Source organism: Nostocoides sp. F2B08 (assembly GCF_009184895.1).
Classification (GTDB): domain Bacteria; phylum Actinomycetota; class Actinomycetes; order Actinomycetales; family Dermatophilaceae; genus F2B08.
Genome location: NZ_WESE01000003.1, coordinates 155,043 through 179,448, shown reverse-complemented (window position 1 = coordinate 179,448; position 24,406 = coordinate 155,043). Strand labels below are relative to the sequence as shown.

25 protein-coding genes and 1 tRNA gene are annotated in these 24,406 nt (G+C 70.5%); 22 read left to right on the top strand and 4 right to left on the bottom strand.

What is annotated here, in order from left to right; translation table 11 throughout:
- Positions 1-9: 9 nt before the first annotated feature.
- The 3 genes from GA707_RS08260 to GA707_RS08250 are packed head-to-tail and all read left to right on the top strand — an operon-like array spanning position 10 to position 1,996.
- Positions 10-660, top strand: a complete 651-nt coding sequence (locus GA707_RS08260; protein ID WP_226963638.1) for a peroxiredoxin — start codon at positions 10-12, stop codon at positions 658-660.
- Positions 661-669: 9 nt separating this feature from the next.
- Complete coding sequence (gene rpe / locus GA707_RS08255) at positions 670-1,326, top strand: ribulose-phosphate 3-epimerase (protein WP_152177957.1); 657 nt, start codon at positions 670-672, stop codon at positions 1,324-1,326.
- A gap of 22 nt (positions 1,327-1,348) precedes the next feature.
- Complete coding sequence (locus GA707_RS08250) at positions 1,349-1,996, top strand: pentapeptide repeat-containing protein (protein WP_193315242.1); 648 nt, start codon at positions 1,349-1,351, stop codon at positions 1,994-1,996.
- On the opposite strand, the gene GA707_RS08245 is transcribed toward GA707_RS08250, so the two are convergent.
- On the bottom strand, positions 1,973-2,716 hold the full coding sequence (locus GA707_RS08245; RefSeq protein ID WP_152177955.1) for a phosphatidylcholine/phosphatidylserine synthase: 744 nt from the start codon (positions 2,714-2,716) through the stop codon (positions 1,973-1,975). The two genes, GA707_RS08250 and GA707_RS08245, sit on opposite strands and share 24 nt — an antisense overlap.
- 69 nt (positions 2,717-2,785) lie before the next feature.
- On the opposite strand from GA707_RS08245, the gene GA707_RS08240 reads away from it, so the two are divergent.
- The 3 genes from GA707_RS08240 to GA707_RS08230 are packed head-to-tail and all read left to right on the top strand — an operon-like array spanning position 2,786 to position 4,367.
- Positions 2,786-3,049 carry a phosphoribosyl-ATP diphosphatase gene (locus tag GA707_RS08240; RefSeq protein ID WP_152177954.1) on the top strand — a complete coding sequence of 88 codons (264 nt, stop codon included), beginning with the start codon at positions 2,786-2,788 and terminating at the stop codon, positions 3,047-3,049.
- A 14-nt stretch (positions 3,050-3,063) separates the two neighbouring features.
- Positions 3,064-3,909 (top strand): ATP phosphoribosyltransferase, encoded by an 846-nt coding sequence (gene hisG, locus GA707_RS08235; protein WP_152177953.1) that lies wholly within the window; start codon positions 3,064-3,066, stop codon positions 3,907-3,909.
- A 2-nt stretch (positions 3,910-3,911) separates the two neighbouring features.
- On the top strand, positions 3,912-4,367 hold the full coding sequence (locus GA707_RS08230; RefSeq protein ID WP_152177952.1) for a PH domain-containing protein: 456 nt from the start codon (positions 3,912-3,914) through the stop codon (positions 4,365-4,367).
- On the opposite strand, the gene GA707_RS08225 is transcribed toward GA707_RS08230, so the two are convergent.
- Positions 4,351-4,920, bottom strand: a complete 570-nt coding sequence (locus tag GA707_RS08225; protein ID WP_152177951.1) for a (d)CMP kinase — start codon at positions 4,918-4,920, stop codon at positions 4,351-4,353. The two genes, GA707_RS08230 and GA707_RS08225, sit on opposite strands and share 17 nt — an antisense overlap.
- 36 nt (positions 4,921-4,956) lie before the next feature.
- On the opposite strand from GA707_RS08225, the gene hisF reads away from it, so the two are divergent.
- From hisF to GA707_RS08155, 15 genes are all read left to right on the top strand, one after another.
- A complete protein-coding gene (gene hisF, locus GA707_RS08220) occupies positions 4,957-5,748 on the top strand; it encodes an imidazole glycerol phosphate synthase subunit HisF (RefSeq protein ID WP_152177950.1) in 792 nt (263 codons plus the stop codon).
- Between the two features lie 65 nt (positions 5,749-5,813).
- Positions 5,814-6,176: a phosphoribosyl-AMP cyclohydrolase gene (hisI, locus tag GA707_RS08215; protein WP_152177949.1), complete on the top strand. Its 363-nt coding sequence runs from the start codon at positions 5,814-5,816 to the stop codon at positions 6,174-6,176.
- Entirely contained in the window at positions 6,173-7,777 is a 1,605-nt protein-coding gene (locus GA707_RS08210) for an anthranilate synthase component I (RefSeq protein WP_226963636.1), read from the top strand. The genes hisI and GA707_RS08210 overlap by 4 nt, the downstream gene beginning before the upstream one ends.
- A complete protein-coding gene (locus tag GA707_RS08205; RefSeq protein ID WP_152177947.1) occupies positions 7,774-8,367 on the top strand; it encodes a Trp biosynthesis-associated membrane protein in 594 nt (197 codons plus the stop codon). The genes GA707_RS08210 and GA707_RS08205 overlap by 4 nt, the downstream gene beginning before the upstream one ends.
- Positions 8,368-8,393: 26 nt before the next feature.
- Complete coding sequence (gene trpC / locus GA707_RS08200; RefSeq protein ID WP_152177946.1) at positions 8,394-9,185, top strand: indole-3-glycerol phosphate synthase TrpC; 792 nt, start codon at positions 8,394-8,396, stop codon at positions 9,183-9,185.
- Between the two features lie 62 nt (positions 9,186-9,247).
- Entirely contained in the window at positions 9,248-10,504 is a 1,257-nt protein-coding gene (gene trpB, locus GA707_RS08195) for a tryptophan synthase subunit beta (RefSeq protein ID WP_152178250.1), read from the top strand.
- Positions 10,501-11,340: a tryptophan synthase subunit alpha gene (trpA, locus tag GA707_RS08190; protein ID WP_152177945.1), complete on the top strand. Its 840-nt coding sequence runs from the start codon at positions 10,501-10,503 to the stop codon at positions 11,338-11,340. Before trpB ends, trpA begins: the two co-directional genes overlap by 4 nt.
- Entirely contained in the window at positions 11,337-11,846 is a 510-nt protein-coding gene (locus tag GA707_RS08185; RefSeq protein ID WP_152177944.1) for a MauE/DoxX family redox-associated membrane protein, read from the top strand. Before trpA ends, GA707_RS08185 begins: the two co-directional genes overlap by 4 nt.
- A 95-nt stretch (positions 11,847-11,941) precedes the next feature.
- Complete coding sequence (locus tag GA707_RS20805) at positions 11,942-12,724, top strand: thioredoxin domain-containing protein (protein ID WP_193315241.1); 783 nt, start codon at positions 11,942-11,944, stop codon at positions 12,722-12,724.
- Positions 12,725-13,582, top strand: coding sequence for a prolipoprotein diacylglyceryl transferase (gene lgt, locus GA707_RS20800; protein ID WP_193315240.1), 858 nt, complete (start codon positions 12,725-12,727; stop codon positions 13,580-13,582).
- A 184-nt stretch (positions 13,583-13,766) separates the two neighbouring features.
- Entirely contained in the window at positions 13,767-18,329 is a 4,563-nt protein-coding gene (gltB, locus tag GA707_RS08175) for a glutamate synthase large subunit (protein ID WP_152177943.1), read from the top strand.
- A complete protein-coding gene (locus GA707_RS08170; protein ID WP_152177942.1) occupies positions 18,322-19,779 on the top strand; it encodes a glutamate synthase subunit beta in 1,458 nt (485 codons plus the stop codon). Before gltB ends, GA707_RS08170 begins: the two co-directional genes overlap by 8 nt.
- A 145-nt stretch (positions 19,780-19,924) precedes the next feature.
- Positions 19,925-21,367 (top strand): pyruvate kinase, encoded by a 1,443-nt coding sequence (gene pyk, locus GA707_RS08165; RefSeq protein ID WP_152177941.1) that lies wholly within the window; start codon positions 19,925-19,927, stop codon positions 21,365-21,367.
- Between the two features lie 64 nt (positions 21,368-21,431).
- Positions 21,432-21,517 (top strand) — tRNA-Leu (locus tag GA707_RS08160).
- 40 nt (positions 21,518-21,557) lie between these two features.
- Positions 21,558-22,220: an ANTAR domain-containing response regulator gene (locus GA707_RS08155; protein ID WP_152177940.1), complete on the top strand. Its 663-nt coding sequence runs from the start codon at positions 21,558-21,560 to the stop codon at positions 22,218-22,220.
- A 77-nt stretch (positions 22,221-22,297) separates the two neighbouring features.
- On the opposite strand, the gene GA707_RS08150 is transcribed toward GA707_RS08155, so the two are convergent.
- A complete protein-coding gene (locus GA707_RS08150) occupies positions 22,298-23,155 on the bottom strand; it encodes a DUF554 domain-containing protein (protein ID WP_226963635.1) in 858 nt (285 codons plus the stop codon).
- Positions 23,156-23,315: 160 nt separating this feature from the next.
- Between GA707_RS08150 and GA707_RS08145 the strand changes: the two genes are divergently transcribed.
- Complete coding sequence (locus GA707_RS08145) at positions 23,316-23,906, top strand: GNAT family N-acetyltransferase (protein ID WP_152177938.1); 591 nt, start codon at positions 23,316-23,318, stop codon at positions 23,904-23,906.
- A gap of 70 nt (positions 23,907-23,976) precedes the next feature.
- Here the strand turns inward: GA707_RS08145 and GA707_RS08140 are convergent, their stop codons facing one another.
- Positions 23,977-24,402, bottom strand: coding sequence for a hotdog fold thioesterase (locus GA707_RS08140; protein WP_152177937.1), 426 nt, complete (start codon positions 24,400-24,402; stop codon positions 23,977-23,979).
- Between the last annotated feature and the right edge of the window lie 4 nt (positions 24,403-24,406).

The window sequence follows — 24,406 nt, the reverse complement described above, 5'->3', positions numbered from 1 at the left end:
GATGGGTCGGTGAGCGAGGCAGAACCGGTTCAGGCCGATGTCGGTGGCCCTACCAATACTCCCGACCGCCACGCGCTGGTCGCGGACGACCGAGCCGTCGATCACCTCGTCGGACGGGCGATGCCGATCGCACGGCTTCGCGCGACCGACGGCTCGGTCGTCGACCTCAGCGACCTGCCGATGGGCCGCACCGTCGTCTTCGTCTATCCGCGCACCGCGCGACCGGGGCGGCCGATGCCACCGGGTTGGGACGAGGTGGTCGGGGCTCGGGGGTGCACAGCCGAGCTGTGCGGCATCCGCGACTTCTCGACCCGGCTCCGCGACAGCGGTGCCGCCGGAATCTACGGGCTGTCCGCCCAGGACGCCGCCTACCAGAGCGAGGCGGCCGCTCGCCTCGACCTCGACTACCCGCTTCTCGCCGACCCCACCCGGCAGGTGGGCCGAGCCCTCGGTCTGCCGACCTTAACGGTCTCGGGGACCACCGCGTACCGGCGGCTCACTCTCGTGGCGCAGGACGGCGTCATCGAGTACGTCTTCCACCCGGTGCCCGCGCCGGAGTCTCACGCCGAAGAGGTGGCACGCTGGCTCACCGCCCGACGTCGCGGAGGGCGATCGGGTCGCGGCCGGTCGCGACCCGCACCGGACGGACCCACCGCATAGGGTGATGTGGTGCAGATCTCGCCGTCGATCCTCTCAGCCGACTTCGCCAACCTCGAGTCCGAGTTGCGAGCGATCGGCAACGCGGACTGGGCTCACGTCGACGTCATGGACAACCACTTCGTCCCGAACCTGACCATCGGCCTGCCCGTGGTGGAGGCGCTGGTCGAGGTCAGCCCGATCCCCCTGGACTGTCATCTCATGATCGAGGACCCGGACCGCTGGGCGCCGCCGTACGCCGAGGCCGGAGCCGGGTCCGTCACCTTCCACATCGAGGCGGCCGCCGACCCCGTCCGGGTGAGTCGCGCGATCCGGGCCGCAGGAGCGCGCGCGGCGTTCGCGCTCAAGCCCGGGACGCAGTTCGCCCCGTACGAGGACCTGCTCGACGAGGTCGACATGGTCCTCGTCATGACGGTGGAGCCCGGGTTCGGTGGGCAGTCGTTCATGGTCGACCAGATGCCGAAGGTGCGCCAGATCCGGGAGGCGGTCCGTCGTCACGGCGGGGAGATCTGGGTCCAGGTGGACGGTGGGGTGTCGGCGGAGACCATCGAGCAGTGCGCGGAGGCCGGCGCCGACGTCTTCGTCGCCGGTTCGGCCGTCTTCGGCGCCGAGTCCGCGGCGGGTGCGGTGGACGAGCTGCGGGCGCGTGTCGCCGAGCACGGTGGCTGAACGGGCCGTCCCCCTCGCCTCCGTGATAGGGACCTCCTACATCGGCGGCCGGGTGCTGTCGGGAGCGGTGGAGCCCGGGACCGAGCTGCGCGACCTCGACTTCGAGGACTGTCGGATCGAGGGCGCCACCCTCGAGCTGAGCGTATGGCGGCGGTGCGCTCTGGACTCATGCACGCTCGTCGGCGTCAACCTCTCCAGGGCCTCGCTCATCGATGTGCGGCTGGCCGACTGCACCATGCGCGACTCCAAGGCCCAGGCGGTCCGCTGGTCGGGCGTGCGCGCGGGGGGACTCGCCCCGCGCTCTGTCACGTTCGAGGCCTGCCGACTCGACTACGGGTCGTTCGCGGAGACCGATGTCCGAGGGATGCGCTTCGTCCGGTGCTCACTCGTCGAGGCCGACTTCGGCGGTGCCGACGCGCGGGCCGTCGAGTTCGTCGACTGCGACCTCTCCGGTGCCCGGTTCACCGGGGCCGACCTGCGTGGAGCCCTCGTCGTCGGTGCCACCGGACTGGGTCTCGACGTCCGGGAGGCCCGGACGGCCGGGCTGCGCGTCGATCCCGGCGGGGCGCTCGCACTGGTCGACGCCCTCGGCGTGCAGGTCGTCGACGGGCCGGGCGTGGGGGACCGGTCGGTGGAGGGGGACGGGTCAGTCGGCGAGCGCGACCGGTGACGCCGGTCGCCGGCGGCGTCGGCGCGTCAGGTGCAGGCTGAGAGCCACGTAGTAGACCGGGTAGACCGCCGACAGGGCGACCAACCAGGGACTCGGCGAGGGCAGGCCGAGCAGGATCACCGCGTACGCGGCCAGCCAGCCGGCGGTCAGCGTCATCGTCGGGCGCCAGGCGTGCTCCGTCCGCGACGGGTAGACATAGCCGACCGGCACGAACACGAGGACGGTCAGGACGAGGAGAACCATCGTCGTGACGGCCGGTGCGAAGCCCAGGACGACGACGTAGAAGGCCGCGATGTTCCAGTAGCTGGGGAAACCGGTGAACAGGTGGTCCTCGGTCTTGGCGTCGGTCCGGCAGAACTGGTAGCAGGAGGCGAGCAGCGGTACGGCCGCCACCGCGCCACCGAGCCATCCGGACGGGAGGTAGCCCGCGCTCCACAGCAGGACCATGGGCGCGAAGGCGTACGTGAGGAAGTCGACGATGTTGTCCAGCAGCGCTCCGTCGAAGCCGGGCAGCACCTCGGCGACCCGGAACCGGCGTGCGAGAAAGCCGTCGGTGCCGTCGATGACCATGGCGAGGAGGAACAGCCAGAGGACGGCCACGACCTCGCCCTGGTAGGAGAGATGGACCATGGCCAGCGCCAGGACCGCACCGAGCGCGGTGTAGGCGTGGACGGCGACCGCCGCCGCACGGGCGGGGCTGTTCTCCTCGACCCTGGCCATGCGTTTGACCCTAGTAGGCGGCGGTGGACGGTTGGGTCTTGCCCGCTCGCGCACCCGTACCCTTGTGACGTGAAGTCGTTCGACCAGTTGTTCGCCGAGCTCGCCGACAAGGCGGCCACCCGACCCGAGGGGTCGGGCACGGTCGCCGCTCTCGACGCCGGCGTTCACACGATCGGGAAGAAGATCGTCGAGGAGGCCGCCGAGGTGTGGATGGCCGCCGAGCACGAGGGTCGCGAACGCACGGCCGAGGAGATCAGCCAGCTGCTCTACCACCTCCAGGTCCTCATGCTCGCGAGCGGGATCGAGCTCGACGACGTCTACGCCCACCTCTGACCCAGGAACCCCCAATGCTGAGAATCGCCGTCCCCAACAAGGGGTCCCTCTCCGATGCCGCCGGCGAGATGCTGCGCGAGGCCGGATACCGGACCCGTCGCGACAGCAAGGAGCTCGTCGTCAGCGACGAGTCGTCCGGTGTCGAGCTGTTCTACCTGCGGCCCCGTGACATCGCGGTGTACGTCGGCTCGGGCACCGTCGACTGCGGGATCACCGGCCGCGACCTGCTCCTCGACGCCGGATCGTCGGCAGTCGAGGTCATGACGCTCGGTTTCGGGACCTCGACGTTCCGCTACGCCGCCCGACCCGGGGTGGTGTCCTCGGTCGCCGACATCGCGGGGCGCCGCGTCGCGACCTCCTACCCCGGACTCGTCGAGAAGCACCTCGCCGACCTCGGCATCGGCGCCGAGGTCGTCCGTCTGGACGGCGCCGTCGAGACGGCGGTCACGCTCGGGGTGGCCGACGTCATCGCGGACGTGGTCGAGACGGGTGCGACCCTGCGCAGCCAGGGCCTGGCGGTGTTCGGTGACCCGATCCTGCGCAGCGAGGCGGTCCTGATCAAGGACGTGACCTCGGAGCAGCAGGCTGGCGTGGAGATCCTCCGCCGTCGACTGCTCGGCGTCACCACCGCACGGTCCTACGTCATGCTCGACTACGACTGCCCCATCGCGATCATCGACGAAGCCTGCGAGGTGACCCCGGGCCTGGAGTCGCCGACGGTCTCCCCCCTTCACGACAAGGGCTGGGTGGCCGTTCGGGCGATGGTGCCCCGCACCGACACGAACGCGATCATGGACCGCCTCTACGACCTGGGCGCGCGCGCGATCCTCGTCACCGAGATCAGCGCCTGCCGGATCTGACGATGACGACCACATCGCCAGAGGCGCTCTACGCACCGTTCCGCCCGCGGCGGGGGCGGGCCGTCGCGATGACGATGGCGATCCTGTCGGTGCTGATCTTCACCGGGTTCGCGGTGCTCGCGCCGACGCCGGAGGAGGGCGGCAGCTTCGCCGCGGGAGACCGGGTGATGATGATCCTGCTGGGACTCCTCATCGCCGGGTTCCTCTGGCGGTACGTCGGGATCAAGGCGGTCCCGGACGAGCGGGGGATCGACATCCGCAACCTCATCCTGTCGCGGCGGGTCGAGTGGGCCGAGGTCGAGGCGGTCCGCTTCCACGGCGGAGCCGCGTGGCCGGTCCTCGTCCTGCGCGACGACGAGGAGGTGGCCGTGATGGCGGTCCAGAAAGCGGACGGCGGCACGGCTCGAAACGATGCCACGCGACTGGCCAACCTCGTTGCGCTCAGCCGGTCCGAATGACCAGGTCGGCCTTCGCGCGGGTGCCGTCCGCCGCATACAGTCGATCCTCCTGAGCCGCCCAGCGCTCCCAGTGCGGACGGTAGGTCTCGCCGTCGCGAGCCAGGCCTCGTCGCAGGCGCTCGCGCCGAGGGGCCTCCATCCAGACCCGCAGCGCCGCGTACTCGCCCGCGGGACCGACGCTGCTCCCGCAGCCCTCGACGACGAGAACGGGTGCAGGGGCCAGGTGCTCGCGGCCGTTCCACCGGTCGCGGTGCCAGTCCCAGACCCGGTATGCGGCACTCACCTCCTCCGCGAGCGGCGCCAGGATCTCGGAGACGAGGATGGGCACCGAGGCGGCCAGGCCGTCCCATCCGGGGTAGAGACGGTCCATGTGGACCACCGGAGCCTGCAGCGCCGCAGCGACCGCCCGTGCGAGCGTGGTCTTGCCGGAGCCGCTGCGCCCGTCGACGGCGACGACACGGACCGCGCCGCACCGCGGCCGCGTCTTCGCGACCCGGTCGAGGACCTGCGTGACGGCCGCCGGGTCGGCCGGTTCCGACGGCTGGTCCCACATGGGGGCCGAGTGTAGGCGGGATGCTCTAATGGCGACATGACGACCGCGCAGGACAGCACGGTGACCGACCACGGGGTCGCCGTCCGGGTGATCCCGTGCCTCGACGTCGATGGCGGCCGGGTCGTCAAAGGAGTCAACTTCGTCGACCTGCGTGACGCCGGAGATCCGGTGGCCCTCGCGGAAGCGTACGGCGCCGCCGGCGCCGACGAGCTGACCTTCCTCGACGTCACCGCCAGCAGCGGCGACCGGGAGACGATGTTCGACGTCGTCCGGCGGACCGCCGAAGAGGTCTTCATCCCGCTCACCGTCGGGGGAGGGGTCCGCACGGTCGACGACGTCGACCGCCTGCTGCGCTGTGGCGCGGACAAGGTCGGGGTCAACACCGCCGCCATCGCACGCCCGGAGCTCATCGAGGAGGTCGCGGCCCGCTTCGGCTCCCAGGTGCTCGTCCTGTCCGCCGACGTGCGCCGCCGCACCGAAGGGATCGGTTTCGAGGTCACCACCCACGGTGGCCGACGAGGCACCGGGATCGACGCGGTCGAGTGGTGCGCGCGCGCCCAGGAGCTCGGCGCGGGGGAGATCCTCCTCAACTCGATGGACGCCGACGGCACCAAGACCGGGTTCGACCTGGAGCTCATCTCCGCCGTCCGCGCGACCGTCTCGATCCCCCTCATCGCCTCCGGAGGAGCAGGCGCCGCCGAGCATTTCCCTCCGGCGGTGGCCGCCGGGGCCGACGCGGTGCTCGCGGCGAGCGTCTTCCACTTCGGCGTACTCACCGTGGCCCAGGTCAAGTCCGCCCTCGCCGAGGCGGGAGTCGCCGTCCGCTGACGGACGGGCCTCCGCAGGCCTCGGCAGAGGGTGCCGGGCGAGAGCACCTGCCTCACGATGGGACAATGGATCGCGTGACCCGATCCGAGCAGGCACCCGTCGAGGAGCTCATCGCCAGGCTGTCCCGCAACGACCGAGGACTCGTCGCCGCGGTCGTCCAGGACCACGACACCCGTGAGGTCCTCATGCTCGGCTGGATGGACGACGAGGCGATCCGGCGCACGGTCGAGCAAGGGCGGGTCACCTACTGGTCCCGGTCGCGTCAGGAGTACTGGCGCAAGGGCGACACCTCCGGCCACACCCAGCAGCTCCGCTCGCTGTCCCTCGACTGCGACGGGGACGCGCTGCTGCTCACAGTCGACCAGGTCGGTGCCGCATGCCACACCGGCTCCCGGACCTGCTTCACCCCGATGGTGACCGGCCGGTGAGGCAGAGCCCCCACCCGGAGCTGCAGGTCGGCACGACCTGGCCCGACCTGCCCACCTTCGAGCTGCTCGCCGAGGACCGGAGGGTCGTCCCCGTCGTGCGTCGCCTCATGGCCGATGCGGAGACCCCCGTGGGGATCTACCGCAAGCTCGCCGGGTCGCGCCCGGGCACCTTCCTCCTCGAGTCCGCCGAGCACGGCGGAGTCTGGTCCCGGTACTCGATCATCGGAGCGGCGTCGGCTGCCACGCTCACCTCCCGGGCCGGGGAGGCCTGCTGGATCGGGGAGCCGCCGGCGGGAGTGCCCACGTCGGGCCTCGCGACCGAGGCCCTCGCAGGGACGGTCGACGCGCTCGCCACCGACCCGCTCCCGGGACTGCCCCCACTCACCGGTGGAATGGTGGGGCTCGTCGGCTACGACGCGGTACGGCGGTGGGAGCGCCTGCCCGAGACGGCCACCGACGACCTCGGCCTGCCCGAGATCGCCATGATGCTCGCCACGGACATCGCCGTCTTCGACCACAGTGACGGGACCGTGCTGCTCGTGGCGAATGCCGTCAACTACGACGACACGTCCGAGCGGGTGCAGGAGGCCTGGGGCGACGCCGTGACGCGGCTGGACCGGATGACCGCGGAGCTGGCCGAGCCCGCTCCGTCGACGGTCGCGACGATCGACCCGACGGCCGTCGCCGATGCGCTGACAGCTGTGACGTCATCCGTCGGGGAGGAGGCCTACGTCGAGATGGTCGAGTCGGCCAAGGAGGACATCCGTGCCGGGGAGGTCTTCCAGGTCGTCCTGTCCCAGCGGTTCAGCCTTCCGTGCACAGCGGCGCCCCTCGATGTCTACCGGGCGCTGCGGGCCGGCAACCCCAGTCCGTACATGTACCTGTTCCGGATCCCCACCGTCGCCGGAGATGTCGTCGACGTGGTCGGCTCCTCGCCCGAGGCTCTCGTCAAGGTGTCGGGACGCACCGCGATCACCCACCCGATCGCCGGCTCCCGCCCTCGGGGCAAGGACCCGGAGGAGGACGTCCGGCTGGAGGAGGAGCTGCTGGCCGACCCCAAGGAACGCTCCGAGCACGTCATGCTCGTCGACCTCGGGCGCAACGACCTGGGGCGGGTCTGCGATCCCGGCACGGTCGAGGTGGTCGAGTTCATGACCGTTCGGCGGTACAGCCACGTCATGCACATCGAGTCGACGGTCACCGGGCGGCTGCGCCCGGGTGCGCGGGCCTACGACGTGCTGCGGGCGACCTTCCCCGCCGGCACTCTGTCGGGTGCGCCGAAGCCACGGGCGATGGAGCTCATCGAGCACTACGAGGGCTCTCGCAGGGGCGTCTACGGGGGAGTGGTGGGCTACATCGACTTCCACGGCGACCTCGACATGGCGATCGCGATCCGGACCGCGGTGCTGCGGGACGGAACGGCGTTCGTCCAGGCCGGCGCCGGGATCGTCGCGGACTCGGATCCTCTCAGCGAGCACCGGGAGTGCCTCGCCAAGGCGGCCGCCGCCCTTCGTGCGGTCGCGACCGCCGTGAGCCTGCGGCCCGTCGGTGACCCCGACCGGGACCTACGGCCGACCGAGGGCGAGGACACGGCGCGATGAGCATGCTGTCGGGCCGTCCGGCCGCCATCGGCGTCGGGGCGATCAGCGCCCTGGGAGCGGCCGTCGCCGCACGTCAGCCCTGGGTGCGCGGAACGGTCGACGACGCCATGATCGGGGGAAGTCTGCAGGAGGTGACCGGACAGGAGGCCGTCACCGGGTTCGTCGCGCTGGGACTGGTCGTCCTGGCGGGCGCCGTCGCCGCTGCTGCGACCCGGCGGATCGGACGGCGAGTCGCCTCCGTGGTCCTCCTCGTCACCGGTGCCGCGATGGCCGCCCTCGTCGTCGGCGTCCTGCTCGACCCCGACACCGTTCTCGGAACGTCGGCGGCGGCCGTGACGGGCCGCACCGGCACCCTCGAGGCGACCGCTGAGGCGACGGTCTGGGCCTACCTCGCCCTCGTCCCGGCCCTGGGAGCGGTGCTCACCGGCGTGCTGGCCTGGCGGGGTGTCACGCGATGGCCGCTTCCGTCGGCGGCCTACGACCGCCCGGACGCGGACCGACCCGGCCGTCGGGGCGAGCGCGTCGCGACGGACTGGGATCGTCTCTCCGGTGGCGAGGACCCGACGACGACGGACCGCGGAACGCCGTGACGGGGCACGCGGTTAACCTGTCGGACATGCCCACCGTGCTCGACGACATCATCGCCGGCGTTCGCGAGGACCTGGCCGAGCGCGTGGAGCGGACCCCGCTCGACCACATTGCAGAGCTGGCGCTGCACGTGCCGCCGCCGCGCGAGGCGAGCAGTGCCCTGCGAGGTCCGACGCTGGCGGTGATCGCCGAGGTCAAACGGCGCAGTCCGAGCAAGGGAGACCTGGCGCCGATCCCTCGACCGGCCACCCTCGCGGCCCAGTACGAACGCAGCGGAGCGGGCGCGATCAGCGTCCTCACCGAACGACGGAGGTTCGGGGGCAGCCTGGCCGACCTCGATGCGGTGCGGGCCGAGGTGTCGACGCCGCTCCTGCGCAAGGACTTCGTGGTCACGGACTACCAGGTTCACGAGGCACGGGCGCATGGTGCCGATCTCGTGCTCCTCATCGTCGCTGCTCTTCGGGACGATGAGCTGGGGCGGCTCCACGCCCTGGTCCGCTCCCTCGGGATGACGGCGCTGGTCGAGGTGCACGACGAGGACGAGACCCGGCGGGCCGTCGATCTGGGTGCGGACGTCATCGGCGTCAATGCCCGGAACCTGAAGACGCTCGAGGTCGATCCCGCCGTGTTCGAGCGCCTGGTCCCCCTCATCCCGGCCGATCGGATCCGCGTCGCGGAGTCGGGCATCTCGGGGGCTCAGGACGCCGCGCGCTACGCCGAAGCGGGTGCCGATGCCGTGCTGGTCGGCGAGGCGCTCGTCCGAGCCGCCGACCCGTCCGGGCTCATGGCCGAGCTCACCGGGATCGAGGTGACCCGGTGACATCCGAGGAGAGGCAGGAGCCGGTGCAGGGGCAGGAGCAGGGGCGCGAGAAGCCACAGGATCTGCGACCGCATGACGTCGCTCGACCTGGCCGGTTCGGCGACTTCGGCGGGCGCTATGTCCCCGAGGCGCTGATCCCTGCGCTGGAGGAGCTCGACGAGGCCAGGCAGAAGGCGGCCGTCGACCCGGCCTTCACCGAGGAGCTGGCGCGGCTGCACCGGACCTACACCGGGCGCCCCAGCATCCTCACCGAGGTGCCGCGGTTCGCCGAGCACTGCGGCGGGGTGCGGGTCCTGCTCAAACGCGAGGACCTCAACCACACCGGCTCGCACAAGATCAACAACGTGCTCGCGCAGGCGCTGCTGACCGTGCGGATGGGCAAGCGCCGGGTGATCGCCGAGACAGGCGCGGGCCAGCACGGCGTGGCCACGGCGACCGCCGCGGCGCTCCTCGGACTCGACTGCACGGTGTACATGGGGAAGGTCGACACCGAGCGGCAGGCGCTGAACGTCGCGCGGATGCGGATGCTCGGTGCCGAGGTGGTGGCGGTCGAGCACGGCAGCGCGACCCTCAAGGACGCGATCAACGAGGCCCTGCGGGACTGGGTGACGAACGTCGAGACGACGCACTACCTCATCGGGACGGTCACGGGTCCGCATCCCTTCCCGGAGATGGTGCGGGACTTCCACAAGATCATCGGGGAGGAGGCCCGTGAGCAGGTGGCCGAGCTCACCGGTGGCCTGCCGGACGCGGTCATCGCGTGCGTCGGGGGCGGCTCCAACGCCATGGGCATCTTCCACGCCTTCATCCCGGACCGTCAGGTGCGGCTCATCGGGGTCGAGGCCGGGGGGGAGGGCATCGAGTCGGGACGCCACGCCGCCCGGTTCGCCAGTGCCTCTCCGGGCGTGCTGCATGGAGCGATGAGCTACCTCATGCAGGACGACGACGGGCAGACCGTCGAGTCGCACTCGATCTCGGCGGGGCTGGACTATCCCAGCGTCGGACCGGAGCACGCCTACCTCCGGGACAGCGGTCGCGCCGAGTACCGCTACGCGACCGACGACCAGGTGATGGTGGCCTTCGACCTGCTGTGCAAGACCGAGGGCATCATCCCGGCGATCGAGTCGGCCCACGCGCTCGCCGGCGCCATGGAGGTCGGCCGCGAGATCGCCGCCGAGTGCGGCCCGACGGCCGCGAGCGAGACGGTGCTCCTGATCAACCTCTCAGGTCGGGGTGACAAGGACATGCACACCGCCGCGGAGTACTTCGGACTCCTGCCAGGAGAGGACGAGGGCCGGGGCACAGGGGTGCGGGCGTGAGCGTGCGCGAGGTCCTGGACCGCTGCGCGGCGCAGGGTCGCCCGGCCCTGATCGCCTACCTGCCCGTCGGCTACCCGACGGTGGAGGGCTCGATCGCCGCCATGAGGGCCGTCGTCGAGTCCGGGGCCGACATCGTCGAGGTCGGCGTGCCGTACAGCGACCCGGTCATGGACGGCGCCGTCATCCAGGAGGCCGCGGAGACGGCCCTGGCCCGCGGCGTGCGGGTGGATGACGCGTTCGCCGCGGTGTCCGCGGTGCGCGAGTCGGGCGGGACGCCGGTCGTCATGAGCTACTACAACATCGTGCTGCACCGCGGAGTGGCCCGTTTCGCGGCGGATCTCTCGGCCGCGGGAGGAGCGGGACTCATCACGCCGGACCTCATCCCGGATGAGGCGGGCGACTGGATCGAGGCGAGCGACGCATACCATCTGGATCGCATCTTCCTCGTCGCCCCGAGCTCGACCCCCGAGCGGCTGGCCGCTGTGACCTCCGCATGCCGGGGCTTCGTCTACGCTGCCTCGACCATGGGGGTCACGGGCGTGCGCTCCGAGGTAGGTGACGCGGCGGCCGACCTCGTCGAGCGCGTGCGGGCCGTCACCGACCTGCCCGTATGCGTGGGTCTCGGAGTCTCGACGGGAGACCAGGCAGCAGCGGTCGGAGCATTCGCCGACGGGGTCATCGTCGGATCGGCCCTCGTGCGGGCGCTCAAGGCCGACCTCGACCCAGCCGGCGGGAACACGGGGGAACTCGACCCCGACCTTCGCACGTTGCGGTCGACGACCGCAGAACTCGCCGACGGCGTCCGGCGAGCCCGCACGACGACAGGCAGCCGATGACCGAGACCCTGACCCCCTCGACCGAGACGCCGACCCTCGGACGGACCCGGATCCTCGACCTCGTCGGTCTCGTGGCTCGACTCGTGCTCGGCGGCGTCCTGCTCTACGCGGGAGCCACGAAGGTCCTCACGCCGGTGGGTTCCGCGCGGGCGGTCCAGGCCTACCAGATCTTCCCGTTCGAGGTGGCGCAGTACATCGGCTACGCCCTCCCGATCGTCGAGATCATCCTCGGGGTGCTGCTCATCCTCGGTCTGTTCACCCGGACCGCCGCGATCCTCGGGACGGTGCTCATGGTGCTGTTCATCGTAGGGATCGCCTCGGCGTGGGCGCGGGGACTGACGATCGACTGCGGCTGCTTCGGGGGCGGCGGAGAGGTGGCACCCGGCGAGACGCAGTACCCGCGGCGGATCGCCGAGGACGTGGCCTTTGCACTCTGCGGCCTCTGGCTCATCGTTCGGCCCCGGAGCCTGCTCAGTCTCGACCGTCATCTCCTCCGACGTCCCTAGGCCAGCTCCTGGGACCGGCACGCCCCGAACAGAGACATCCCGTAGAGACGACCACCGCATACCCTGCTCACAGACCATCCACGAAGGAGCACCGCATGGGCAAGCAGCCCAAGACCACCAGCACGACCGACCGGCAGGCCAAGATCGACGCTGCTGCCAAGGCCACGAAGCAGGGCCCGAACAAGATCCTCATCGGCACCGTCGTCGCGCTCATCGCGATCATCGCCGTCGTCGCAGGCGTCATCATCGCCGACCAGTCCACCCGCTCGAGCGAGGCATCGGGCGGTGACGCGGTCCCGGCGGCGGCCGGGGAGATGGGGGCCGGCTTCGTCGCCAACCCGGACGTGACGCTGCAGCCGGGGGCCCCCACCCTCGACATCTACGAGGACTTCCGCTGTCCGGCCTGCCACCAGGCCTACGCCGTGTTCCACCCCACGGTCACCGACCTCGCCGACGAGGGCAGCGTCCGCCTCGTCTACCACTTCAAGACCGTCATCGACGGCAACTCCGGAGGCGACGCATCACTGAAGGCCGCCAGCTCCGCGATGTGCGCCGCCGACGCGGGACGCTTCACCGAGTACCACGAGGTGATCCTCGACGGCATCGTCCAGAACGGCGGCACGCAGCCGAACTGGGGCCCGGACTTCTTCAGCGCGAGCGCCGAGCAGGCAGGCATCACGGGGGCCGAGCTCGAGGCGTTCGACCAGTGCGTCGCCGAAGGCCGCTATGACGGGTACATCCGCAGCACCGAGGAGCAGTCCGCCCGAGACGGCGTCAACGGCACGCCGACCTACAAGCTCAACGGCGAGACCGTCGACTTCTCCACGGTCAACACCCCAGAGCTGTTCGTCCAGGCCGTCGAGAACGCCACCGAATAAGTGCTGCTGGCCATCCCGAGTCCCACGGTCTCGGCCTTCCAGGTCGGCCCGCTGACGATCCACGCCTATGCGCTATGCATCCTCACCGGCATCTTCGTCGCGATCTGGCTGACCCAGCGACGGCTCGAGGCGCGCGGCGGCGAGCCGGGGCAGGTCCTCGACATCGCGACCTACGCGGTGCCGGCAGGGATCATCGGCGGACGGATCTACCACGTCATCTCGTCCCCTCAGCCGTACTTTGGTGAGGGGGGGAACCCCGTCGACGCGCTGAAGATCTGGGAGGGCGGCCTCGGCATCTGGGGCGCCATCGCATTCGGCGCGCTCGGAGCGTGGTACGGCACACGGCGCGTCGGCATCCCGTTCCTCACCTTCGCGGACGCGGCGGCCCCTGGTGTCGCTCTCGCGCAGGCCATCGGTCGCTTCGGAAACTGGTTCAACAACGAACTGTACGGTGGGCCGACCGACCTGCCCTGGGGTCTGACGATCCACGAGTGGGACCAGTCGGCGGGCCGCGCCGTCCGGGATGCGTCCGGAGAGCCCGTGGTGCTCGGGACCTTCCATCCGGTGTTCCTGTACGAGGCGATCTGGCTCGTTCTCCTCGCCGCCGCGCTGATGCTCGCGGAGCGTCGGTTCACCCTGGCCCGTGGCCAGGTGCTCGGTCTCTACGTCGCCGGGTACCCCGTCGGGCGGATCGTGCTCGAGCTGATGCGCACCGATGATGCCACCATCATCCTCGGACAGCGCATCAACGTCTGGACCTCGCTCGTGGTCTTCCTCGTCGGAATCACGATCGTCGTCTGGGCGGGCCGCACCCAACCCCGTGATGTCTCGCAAAGTGAGACAGCCCCTCTCGGATGACGGGACGAATCGACTCTCGACTAGCATCCTTGGACACGTGGCCGCCGTCGCCCACGTGGTCGCGTCGCTCCCGGTGAACGAGCGGGACCGTCGACTTCGCGCGAGTCGGCAGGGGTCCCGGACCTGGGTGCGACGCCCCTGCCATGTCCCGTGGAACCCACAGAACGGACGGTGATGACCCGCCATGTCCCTGGCTCACTTCTCAGCGCAGCCGGCCTCGACCGGCCTGTATCGGCGCGACCAGGAGCACGACGCCTGCGGCGTGGCGATGGTCGCCACGATGCGTGGTCGTGCCGGCCACGACATCGTCGTCCACGCGCTGACAGCGCTGCGCAACCTCGACCACCGCGGGGCCACCGGCGCGGACCCGCGGGTCGGGGACGGAGCGGGGATCCTCACCCAGATGCCCGATGAGTTCTTCCGGCCGGTCATGGAGGAGCTCGGTGTCCAGCTACCGCCGGCGGGTCTCTACGTGGCCGGCATGGCCTACCTCCCGACGGGCGAGGCCGAGCGTGAGGAGGCTCAGCGGCGGATCGCCTCGATCGCCTACGACGAGGGTCTGCAGGTGCTCGGCTGGCGCGACGTACCCCACGTCGCCGAGCTGGTCGGTCAGGCAGCGGCGGACTGCATGCCGCACTTCGCGTTGCTCTTCGCGGCACCGGCTCAGGGAGGTCCCGCCACCGACTTCACGGGCGTCGCGCTGGACCGGGTCGCCTTCGCCGTGCGCAAGCGAGCCGAGCGGGAGGTCGAGGTGTACTTCCCCTCCCTGTCGTGCCGCACGATCGTCTACAAGGGGATGCTCACGACGGGGCAGCTCGAGCCGTTCTTCCCGGACCTGTCCGACGAGCGGTTCACCACCGAACTCGCGCTGGTCCACTCGCGCTTCTCGACCAACACCTTCCCGAGCTGGCCGCTGGCGCACCCGTACCGCCTGATCGCTCACAACGGCGAGATCAACACGGTCCGGGGCAACCGCAACTGGATGCGCGCCCGGGAGTCCCAGCTGCACTCCGACCTCATCCCCGGAGACCTCGAGCGCATCTTCCCCGTCTGCACCCCGGAAGCCTCCGACAGCGCCTCCTTCGACGAGGTCCTGGAACTGCTCCACCTCGGGGGCCGGCCGCTTCCGCATGCCGTGCTCATGATGATCCCCGAGGCGTGGGAGAACCATGAGTCGATGGACCCGTCGCGTCGGGCGTTCTACGAGTTCCACTCCCACCTCATGGAGCCGTGGGACGGCCCCGCGTGCGTCACCTTCACGGACGGGACGCTCATCGGGGCGGTCCTCGACCGCAACGGACTGCGTCCGGGGCGCTACTGGGTCACCGACGACGGCCTCGTCGTCCTCGCCTCGGAGTCGGGCGTCCTCGACATCGCCCCGGAGAACGTCGTGCGCAAGGGCCGGCTGCAGCCCGGCCGCATGTTCCTCGTCGACACCGCCGCAGGGCGGATCATCGACGACGAGGAGATCAAGTCCGAGCTCGCGGCCGAGCACCCCTACGAGGAGTGGGTCGCGGCCGGCCAGGTGTCCGTCGAGGAGCTCCCTGAGCGCGAGCACATCATCCACACCGCATCCTCGGTCGTGCGCCGCCAGCAGACGTTCGGATACACAGAGGAAGAGCTGCGGATCATCCTCGCGCCGATGGCGCGCAACGGCGCCGAAGCGCTGGGTTCGATGGGTACCGACAGTCCCATCGCCATTCTCTCCAGCAAGCCGAGGCTCCTCTTCGACTACTTCACGCAGCTCTTCGCGCAGGTCACCAACCCGCCGCTGGACGCCATCCGGGAGGAGCTCGTCACCTCCCTCGCCACGGTCGTCGGCCCGGACGCGGACCTGTTGACCGCCAGCCCGGCGCACGCGCGCAAGCTCGTCCTTCCGTTCCCCGTGATCGACAACGACGATCTCGCCCGGATCAGGTACGTCAACGACGACGGGGACATGCCCGGATTCACGGCGCACGTCGTCCGCGGTCTCTACCGCGTGGCCGGCGGCGCCGCCGAGCTCGAATCACGTCTGGAGGAGATCTTCGCGGAGGTCTCGGCCGCGATCGATGCGGGCGCTCGGATCATCATCCTGTCCGACCGGGACAGCGACCGCGACCACGCTCCGATTCCCTCCCTCCTGCTGACCTCCGCCGTCCACCACCATCTGATCAGGGAGAAGACCCGGACCCAGGTGGGCCTCGTCGTCGAGGCCGGGGACGTGCGGGAGGTGCACCACGTCGCCCTCCTCATCGGGTACGGCGCGGCGGCGGTCAATCCCTATCTCGCGATGGAGTCCGTCGAGAACCTCGTGCGCAGTGGTGGCCTGGCAGGGGTGAGCGCCGACCACGCGGTGCGGAACCTCATCAAGGCACTCGGCAAGGGTGTGCTCAAGGTGATGTCGAAGATGGGCATCTCGACGGTCGCGTCGTACTGCGGAGCCCAGGTCTTCGAGGCGCTCGGACTGTCCCAGGAGCTGGTCGACCGGTACTTCACCGGGACCGTCTCGCAGCTCGGCGGGGTCGGTCTCGACGTGCTCGCGGCCGAGGTGGCCGCCCGCCACGCCACCGCATACCCGCCGGACGGCGTGCATCCGGCCCACCGTCGGCTCGAGGTCGGCGGCGAGTACCAATGGCGCCGTGAGGGTGAGCCCCATCTGTTCGACCCCGAGACGGTCTTCCGGCTCCAGCACTCGACGCGTTCGCGACGGTACGACATCTTCAAGCAGTACACCTCGCGCGTCGACGACCAGGCCGAGCGTCTGATGACGCTACGGGGGCTGTTCGCGTTCCACGAGGGGCAGCGTCCGCCCGTACCCCTCGACGAGGTCGAGCCGGTCAGCGAGATCGTCAAGCGGTTCAACACCGGAGCGATGAGCTACGGGTCGATCAGCAAGGAGTCCCACGAGACCCTCGCGATCGCCATGAACCGCCTCGGCGGCAGGTCCAACACCGGTGAGGGTGGCGAGGACGAGGACCGCCTGATGGATCCCACCCGCCGGTCCCGGATCAAGCAGGTGGCCTCCGGCCGCTTCGGGGTGACCTCGCTCTACCTGACCATGAGCGACGACATCCAGATCAAGATGGCCCAGGGTGCCAAGCCGGGTGAGGGCGGTCAGCTGCCCGGCCAGAAGGTGTACCCCTGGGTGGCCAAGACGCGGCACAGCACGCCCGGTGTCGGTCTGATCAGCCCGCCGCCGCACCACGACATCTACTCGATCGAGGACCTCGCTCAGCTGATCCACGACCTCAAGAACGCCAACCCGGAGGCGCGCATCCACGTCAAGCTCGTCGCCGAGATCGGCGTCGGCACGGTCGCCGCCGGTGTGAGCAAGGCGCATGCCGACGTCGTGCTGATCTCCGGCCACGACGGCGGAACGGGCGCCTCACCCCTGACCTCGCTCAAGCACGCCGGCGGCCCCTGGGAGCTGGGCCTCGCCGAGACCCAGCAGACGCTCGTGCTCAACGGCCTCCGCGACCGGATCGTCGTGCAGGTGGACGGCCAGATCAAGACGGGCCGGGATGTCGTGGTCGCGGCCCTGCTCGGCGCGGAGGAGTTCGGCTTCGCCACGGCACCCCTCGTGGTGTCCGGCTGCATCCTCATGCGGGTCTGCCACCTCGACACGTGCCCGGTCGGCATCGCGACCCAGAACCCAGAGCTGCGGGCCCGGTTCACCGGCAAGCCCGAGTTCGTCGAGACCTTCTTCGAGTACATCGCCGAGGAGGTCCGCGAGTACCTCGCCGAGCTCGGCTTCCGATCCATCGAGGAGGCCATCGGCCAGGTGTCGGCCCTCGATGTCTCCCGCGCCGTCCACCACTGGAAGGCCAACGGTCTCGACCTGTCGCCGATCCTCGCCGAGGTGCAGAGCCCCGACGGCTCGCAGCGGCGGTGGACGACCACGCAGGATCACGGGCTCGCGGCCGCGCTCGACCACGAGCTCATCGCGATCGCCCGGCCGGCGCTGGCGGACGGCACCCCGGTCACCGGTCAGGTTCGAGTGCGCAACGTCAACCGCACGGTCGGCACCATGCTCGGCCACGAGGTGACCAAGGCCCATCCCCACGGTCTCCCCGACAACACCATCGACCTCACCCTGGTCGGCTCCGGGGGGCAGTCCTTCGGCGCGTTCATCCCCGGCGGGATCACTCTGCGGCTCGAGGGCGACGCGAACGACTATCTCGGCAAGGGCCTGTCGGGTGGCCGGGTCACGGTGCGCCCCGACGACAACGCACCCTTCACCGCGCAGGACAACGTCATCGCGGGGAACGTCATCGGATACGGCGCGACCTCTGGCGAGATCTTCCTGCGGGGCAAGGCCGGCGAGCGATTCTGTGTCCGGAACTCCGGCGCCACGGCCGTCGTCGAGGGCGTCGGGGACCACGGGTGCGAGTACATGACCGGAGGGATGGCCCTCGTCCTCGGCCCCACGGGCCGCAACTTCGCGGCCGGTATGTCCGGCGGGATCGCCTACGTGCTCGACCTGGTCCCGGAGAACGTCAACCCCGAGCTGGTTGACCTGAGCCCGCTACGCGACGCGGACGAGCCGGTCGTCAAGGGGCTGCTGGAAGATCACGTCCGGTGGACGGGCTCATCGGTCGCACAGGCTCTGCTCGACGACTGGCAGTCGTCGGTGGGGCGCTTCACGCTTGTCCTTCCCCGCGACTACCAGCGGGTGCTCGACGTGCGGGCCGAGGCTCGACAGGAAGGCCTCGACGTCGACGGCGCCGAGGTCTGGAACCGCATCATGGAGGTGTCCCGTGGCTGACCCGCACGGCTTCTTGAAGACTCGCGAGAGAGAGCTGCCCGCGCGGCGCCCGGTTCCCGTGCGCATCAAGGACTGGAAAGAGGTCTACGAAGAGCAGGACCTCGCCCAGCTGCGCCGTCAGGCGGGCCGCTGCATGGACTGCGGCATCCCGTTCTGTCACTCCGGGTGCCCGCTCGGCAATCTCATTCCCGAGTGGAACGACCTGGCGTGGAAGGGTGACTGGGGCGAGGCGATCGAGCGGCTGCACGCGACGAACAACTTCCCCGAGTTCACCGGACGGCTGTGCCCCGCGCCGTGCGAGACGGCCTGTGTCCTCGGCATCAACCAGCCGCCTGTGACCATCAAGCAGATCGAGGTCACGACGATCGAGCAGGCGTTCGGGTTCGGCGCGGTCAAGCCGCAGCCTCCCGAGCGGCTCTCGGGCAAGACCGTCGCCGTCGTCGGATCCGGTCCGGCCGGGTTGGCGGTGGCCCAGCAGCTGACCCGCGCGGGGCACACCGTTGCGGTGTACGAGCGGGCCGACAAGCCCGGTGGCCTCCTGCGCTACGGGATCCCCGAGTTCAAGATGGAGAAGTCGGTACTCGACCGGCGGCTCAGCCAGATGGAGGCGGAGGGAACCCGGTTCCGCACCGGTGTCTCCGTGGGCCGCGACGTGTCCGGGGAGCAGCTCCGCAAGCGCTACAACGCTGTCGTCCTCACGACCGGGTCCACCCTTCCCCGGGACCTGCCCGTCCCGGGACGGGAGCTGTCCGGAGTCGTCCAGGCGATGGACTTCCTGCCGCAGGCCAACCGGGCCTCGCTCGGCGAGACCGTCGAGGACCAGATCGTCGCCACCGGCAAGGACGTCGTCGTCATCGGCGGCGGGGACACCGGCGCGGACTGCATCGGCACCGCCCACCGGCAGGGAGCGCGTTCGGTCACGAGCCTGGAGATCATGCCCCGACCCGGTGAGGAGCGCGCCGCGACGCAGCCGTGGCCCACCTACCCGATGCTCTACCGCATCGCCTCCGCCCATGAGGAGGGCGGCGAGCGGGTGTATGCGGTCAGCACCACCGAGATCGTCGGCGACGACGGTGCGGTCCGGGCGCTGCGGCTGAGCGAGGTGGAGCTGCAGGACGGGCGGTTCGTCCCCGTTCCCGGCTCCGAGCGTGAGATCCCGGCCCAGCTCGTGCTCCTCGCGATGGGTTTCGTCGGTCCGGAACGCGAGGGAGTCGTCGAGCAGCTCGGAGTCGAGCTGGACGAGCGGGGGAACATCCGTCGCGACGCGTCGTACATGTCCACGGTCCCCGGTGTGTTCGTGGCCGGTGACGCCGGACGGGGCCAGTCGCTCATCGTCTGGGCGATCGCCGAGGGGAGGGCTGCTGCCCACGGGGTCGACGCTTACCTCTCCGGCAAGCCCTCCTCCCTCCCGAGGCCGATCGACCCGACCGACCGACCGCTGTCAGCCTGAGCGCGCCGCGATCGGCAGCGCCGCGGATCCGCCGCTGCGCTCGACCCGCGACCTGTTCCCGCGTCATCGCGCACGCGCGGTAACGTTTTCTCAGCACGTGACACGTCTGTGACGTGTGCCACACCACCGACACTAGGCTGAGAGCATGCGCCGCGCGAAGATCGTCTGCACCCTCGGACCCGCGACCTCGACGGAGGAGTCGATCCTCGCGCTTGTCGAGGCGGGCATGGACGTCGCCCGCCTCAACCTGTCCCACGGCAGCCATGCCGACCACGAGGCCAACTACGCGCATGTCCGCTCTGCGAGTGACACCGTCGGCCGCGCGGTCGGGATCCTGGCGGACCTGCAGGGTCCGAAGATCCGCACCGGGCGGTTCGCCGACGGGCCGGTGACGCTCGAGGCGGGGGAGACGTTCACCATCACGACGCGGGACATCTCGGGCTCGAGCGCCGAGGTCGGCACGACCTATGACGGTCTTCCCGGCGACGTGCGGCCGGGGGACCGGCTCCTCGTCGACGACGGCAAGCTCAGCTTCGTGGCCACCGAGGTGACCGAGACCGACGTCGTGTGCGAGGTCGTCGAGGGAGGAGAGCTGTCGAACAACAAGGGCATCAACCTCCCGGGTGTGGCCGTGAGCGTCCCGGCCCTCTCCGAGAAGGACAAGGAGGACCTGCGGTTCGCTCTGCGGATGCACGTCGACTTCGTCGCGCTGTCCTTCGTCCGCTCGGCCCGCGACATGGACGACGTGCGCGCGATCATGGACGAGGTGGGCATCACGGTGCCGGTCATCGCGAAGATCGAGAAACCGCAGGCGGTCGACAACCTCGAGGAGATCATCGAGGCGTTCGACGGGCTCATGGTCGCGCGCGGCGACCTCGGCGTCGAGCTCCCGCTCGAACAGGTGCCGCTGGTCCAGAAGAAGGCCGTAGAGCAGTGTCGTCGGCACGGCAAGCCGGTCATCGTTGCCACGCAGGTCCTGGAGTCGATGGTGACCAACTCCAGGCCCACCCGCGCGGAGGCATCCGACGCCGCCAACGCGGTGCTCGACGGTGCCGACGCCATCATGCTCTCTGGGGAGACCTCGGTCGGCTCGTATCCGACGGAGACGGTCCGGACGATGGCCGAGATCATCACCCACACCGAGGAGCAGGGCCTGGATCGCATCGCGCCACTGCGGACCCCGCCGGTGTCGATCGGGGGAGCGATCGCGGCGGCAGGCGCCTCGATCGCCAGCCTGATCGGGGTTCGCTACATCTGCACCTTCACCCAGACGGGGGAGTCGGCCCGTCGGATGGCCCAGTTCCGGCACCCGATCCCGATCCTCGCGTTTACGCCGCTGCAGGCCACCCGGTCCCAGCTGGCCCTCACGTGGGGAGTCGAGACCTTCCTCACGCCGACGCCGCGGCACACCGACGACTACGCCAAGACGATCGACCGCCTCCTTCTCGCCGACGGTCGGATCGCCGAGGGTGAGCGTGTCGTCATCGTCGCCGGCTCGCCCCCCGGCATCCCCGGATCCACCAACGCCCTGCGGGTGCACCGGGCAGGTGACGCGGCCAAGGGAGCCGCGCCCGCATACGTCTCCTAGCCCTCGTGCGCGGCGAGTGTCGTGATCCCGGCCGTTATAGTGAGACCGGCGCCGCCGGTGCCGCGCCGAGATGGTGGAATGGCAGACACGGAGCACTCAAAATGCTCTGCCTGGACAGGCGTGCGGGTTCAAGTCCCGCTCTCGGCACCAGCGCTCGACCGGAGCGAATTGTGAAGACGAGAGGCACACGATGACGGACGCGTCGCAGCCCACCGCCCAGGACGTCCCCGATGCCATCGCTGACGCAGCGGTTGCGCAGGAGCCCGGCGGCACCGACGGGGTGCTGCGCATCCTCGTGGCCGAGGACGAGGCGATCATCCGCCTGGACCTGGCCGAGATGCTCGCCGAGGCCGGTCACGAGGTGGTCGGCCAGGCCAACAACGGCGAGAAGGCCGTCGAGATGGCACTCGCGCTGCGTCCCGACCTCGTCATCATGGACGTCAAGATGCCCGTGATGGACGGGATCACCGCGGCCGAGGCGATCGGCAAGGAGCGGATCTGCCCCGTCGTCATGCTGACCGCTTTCAGTCAGAAGGAGCTCGTCGAGCGGGCCCGGGACGCCGGGGTCATGGCGTACATCGTCAAGCCGTTCACTCCCAAGGACGTCATCCCGGCGATCGACATCGCCCGGTCCAGGTGGTCCGAGATCGAGGCCCTCGAGGCGGAGATCGCCGACCTCGGCGACCGACTGGAGACCCGCAAGGCGGTGGACCGCGCCAAGGGGATCCTCATGGCGCGGCTCAAGATCTCCGAGGCCGACGCGTTCCGCTGGATCCAGAAGACCGCGATGGACCGCCGGATGGGGATGCGCGAGGTCGCCGACGCTGTCATCTCCGGCATGGGCAAGGACTGAGCCCGCTCGGGTTGACCGACCCGGGATAGCCGCCTCTGCTCTGTGTGGCGTGGGGTCTGCCGACCGCGGGGCCATCCTCAGCGCAGCGCGACGACCACCGTCGTCAGGAGCGGCGCCACCAGGAGAGCCGGCAGCATGTCCGCGACAGGGATGTCCCGCACCCGGAGCAACCGCAGCCCGATGCCGGCCAGCATGACGCCACCCGTGGCGGTCAGCGCCGCGATGTGTGCTTCGGGGAGGAACTCGCCCAGCACGACGCCCAGAACGGTGAGCAGCCCCTGGACGACGGCGACCGACACTGCCGAGAAGAGCACGCCGATGCCGAACGTGGAGGCGAACGCCATCGCGGCGAACCCGTCGAGCACCGACTTGAGCACGAGCTGGTCGATTCCGCGACCGAGGCCGTCGTTGATCGAGCCGAGGATGGTCAGTGGGCCGACGCAGAAGAGCAGCGTGGCACTGAGCCAGCCTTCGATGAACCGTTCGCGGGCCGGCAGCCGGGTCGGCGAGTGCGCTGCCTCGGCGTCGTCGACCTCGGCGATGCTTCGGTCGAGAGTGCTCGCGTGCGGGAGCGACCGGTGGGTGGCCCGCCGGTCGCGCGGCTCCGCTCTCCGGAAGCGGTCGTGGACCAGGGTCGCGAGCGAACCCAGACGCGCCTCGATGCGCAGCAGCGACCCGGCGATGCCGCCGAGCAGCAACGAGCCCAGGACGATGAGGACCGGGGCGCCCGAGCCCGTCGCCGCCCGGAAGGCGCTGTCGGTCACCGCGGCGGCGGACAGGCCGGCCATGGTGATGGTGACCAGCCCGAGGACGTCGGTCACGACTCCCTTCGTCCGTTCGGGGAACCGCTGACCGATCGCCATGCCCGCGAGGGCGCCGATGATGACGGCGATGACGTTGATGACCGTGCCGAGGCCCGGGAAGTCGACAGACACGAGGACCAAGCGTATGCGCCGGTCACCTCGGCCGTCACCGCTGGCGATGTTCGGGGGTGGGGCTCCCCAAGAGCGTCCCGGTCGCATAGGCTAGCCAGCGTTGTCCGGGTGCCTGGCGGGGAGGCCCACGTCGTGATCGCCGTCAGGAGGAAGTGCTCGCATGAACCGCCAGTCGATCTCGGTGCAGCCGGTGACCACGGCCGAGGAGCGTGCGCTTCTGACCGGACTCTGGCTCGCGGCGAGTGTCGAGTCGGGGATCAGCCCCGAGGTGGCGTCCCGGCGGGCCAGCCACGGCGCGGTGGAGGTAGCCCTCCAGCGTCCTGACGTGCACGGCTTCCTCGCCTATCTCGACGGTGCACCCGCCGGATTCCTCGTGGCCACCGAGTCGGTGATGCGCTTCGGTGAGGGGGACGAGCTCGTCGTCGAGCAGATCTACGTCGACCGGGCGGCACGGCGACACGGGGTGGCGAGAGCCCTGCTGCACACAGCCACCGGACTCGCCGAGCGCCTCGGGTTCGACCGCATCGCGAGTGCCGTGCCGGCCAGTGCGCGGGACGCCAACCGCTTCTTCGCCCGGCTCGGCTTCGGCCCGGCGGTCACCCGTCGCGTCGCGAGCGTCAGCGCCGTGCGGCGCAGGGTCGCGCCGAGCGACCTCGTGTCGTCCCGGGCCCGGCTCCTGCACATGCGTCGGTCGATGCGGGCCCGCGGGCAGGGTGGCGGGCACGAGGTGGCGGCGGACCCGATCCGCTGAGGAGGGCGCTGCAGGGGGAGGCGCGCACCGCATACCGCCGTCGACGGGAGCGCCGGGAGGGGGTGTCCGGTCAGCTCCCGGGCACCCGGTCGCGAAGCATGCACGTGAGGCGGCTCGTGCACACCCGGCGACCGTCCTCCGTGGACACGACGATCTCGAGGCTGGCAGCCGAACGCCCTGCGACCAACGGCGTCGCCACACCGACGACCCAGCCGTCCCGGACGGCCCGGTGGTGGGTGGCGTTGAGGTCCACGCCGACCGCGACGCGGTCCGGGCCGGCGTGCAGCGCGGCGCAGATCGACCCGATCGTCTCCGCGAGAACCGCCGACGCGCCGCCGTGGAGCAAGCCGTAGGGCTGCGTGTTGCCGGCGACGGGCATCCTCGCCACGACCCGCTCCGGGGTGACCTCGACCAGTTCGATTCCCATCCGCTCGACGAGCGTTCCGCGAGAGGACTCGGTCATCTCGGTCAAGAGGTCGTCGGCGTCGATGGTCATCGGG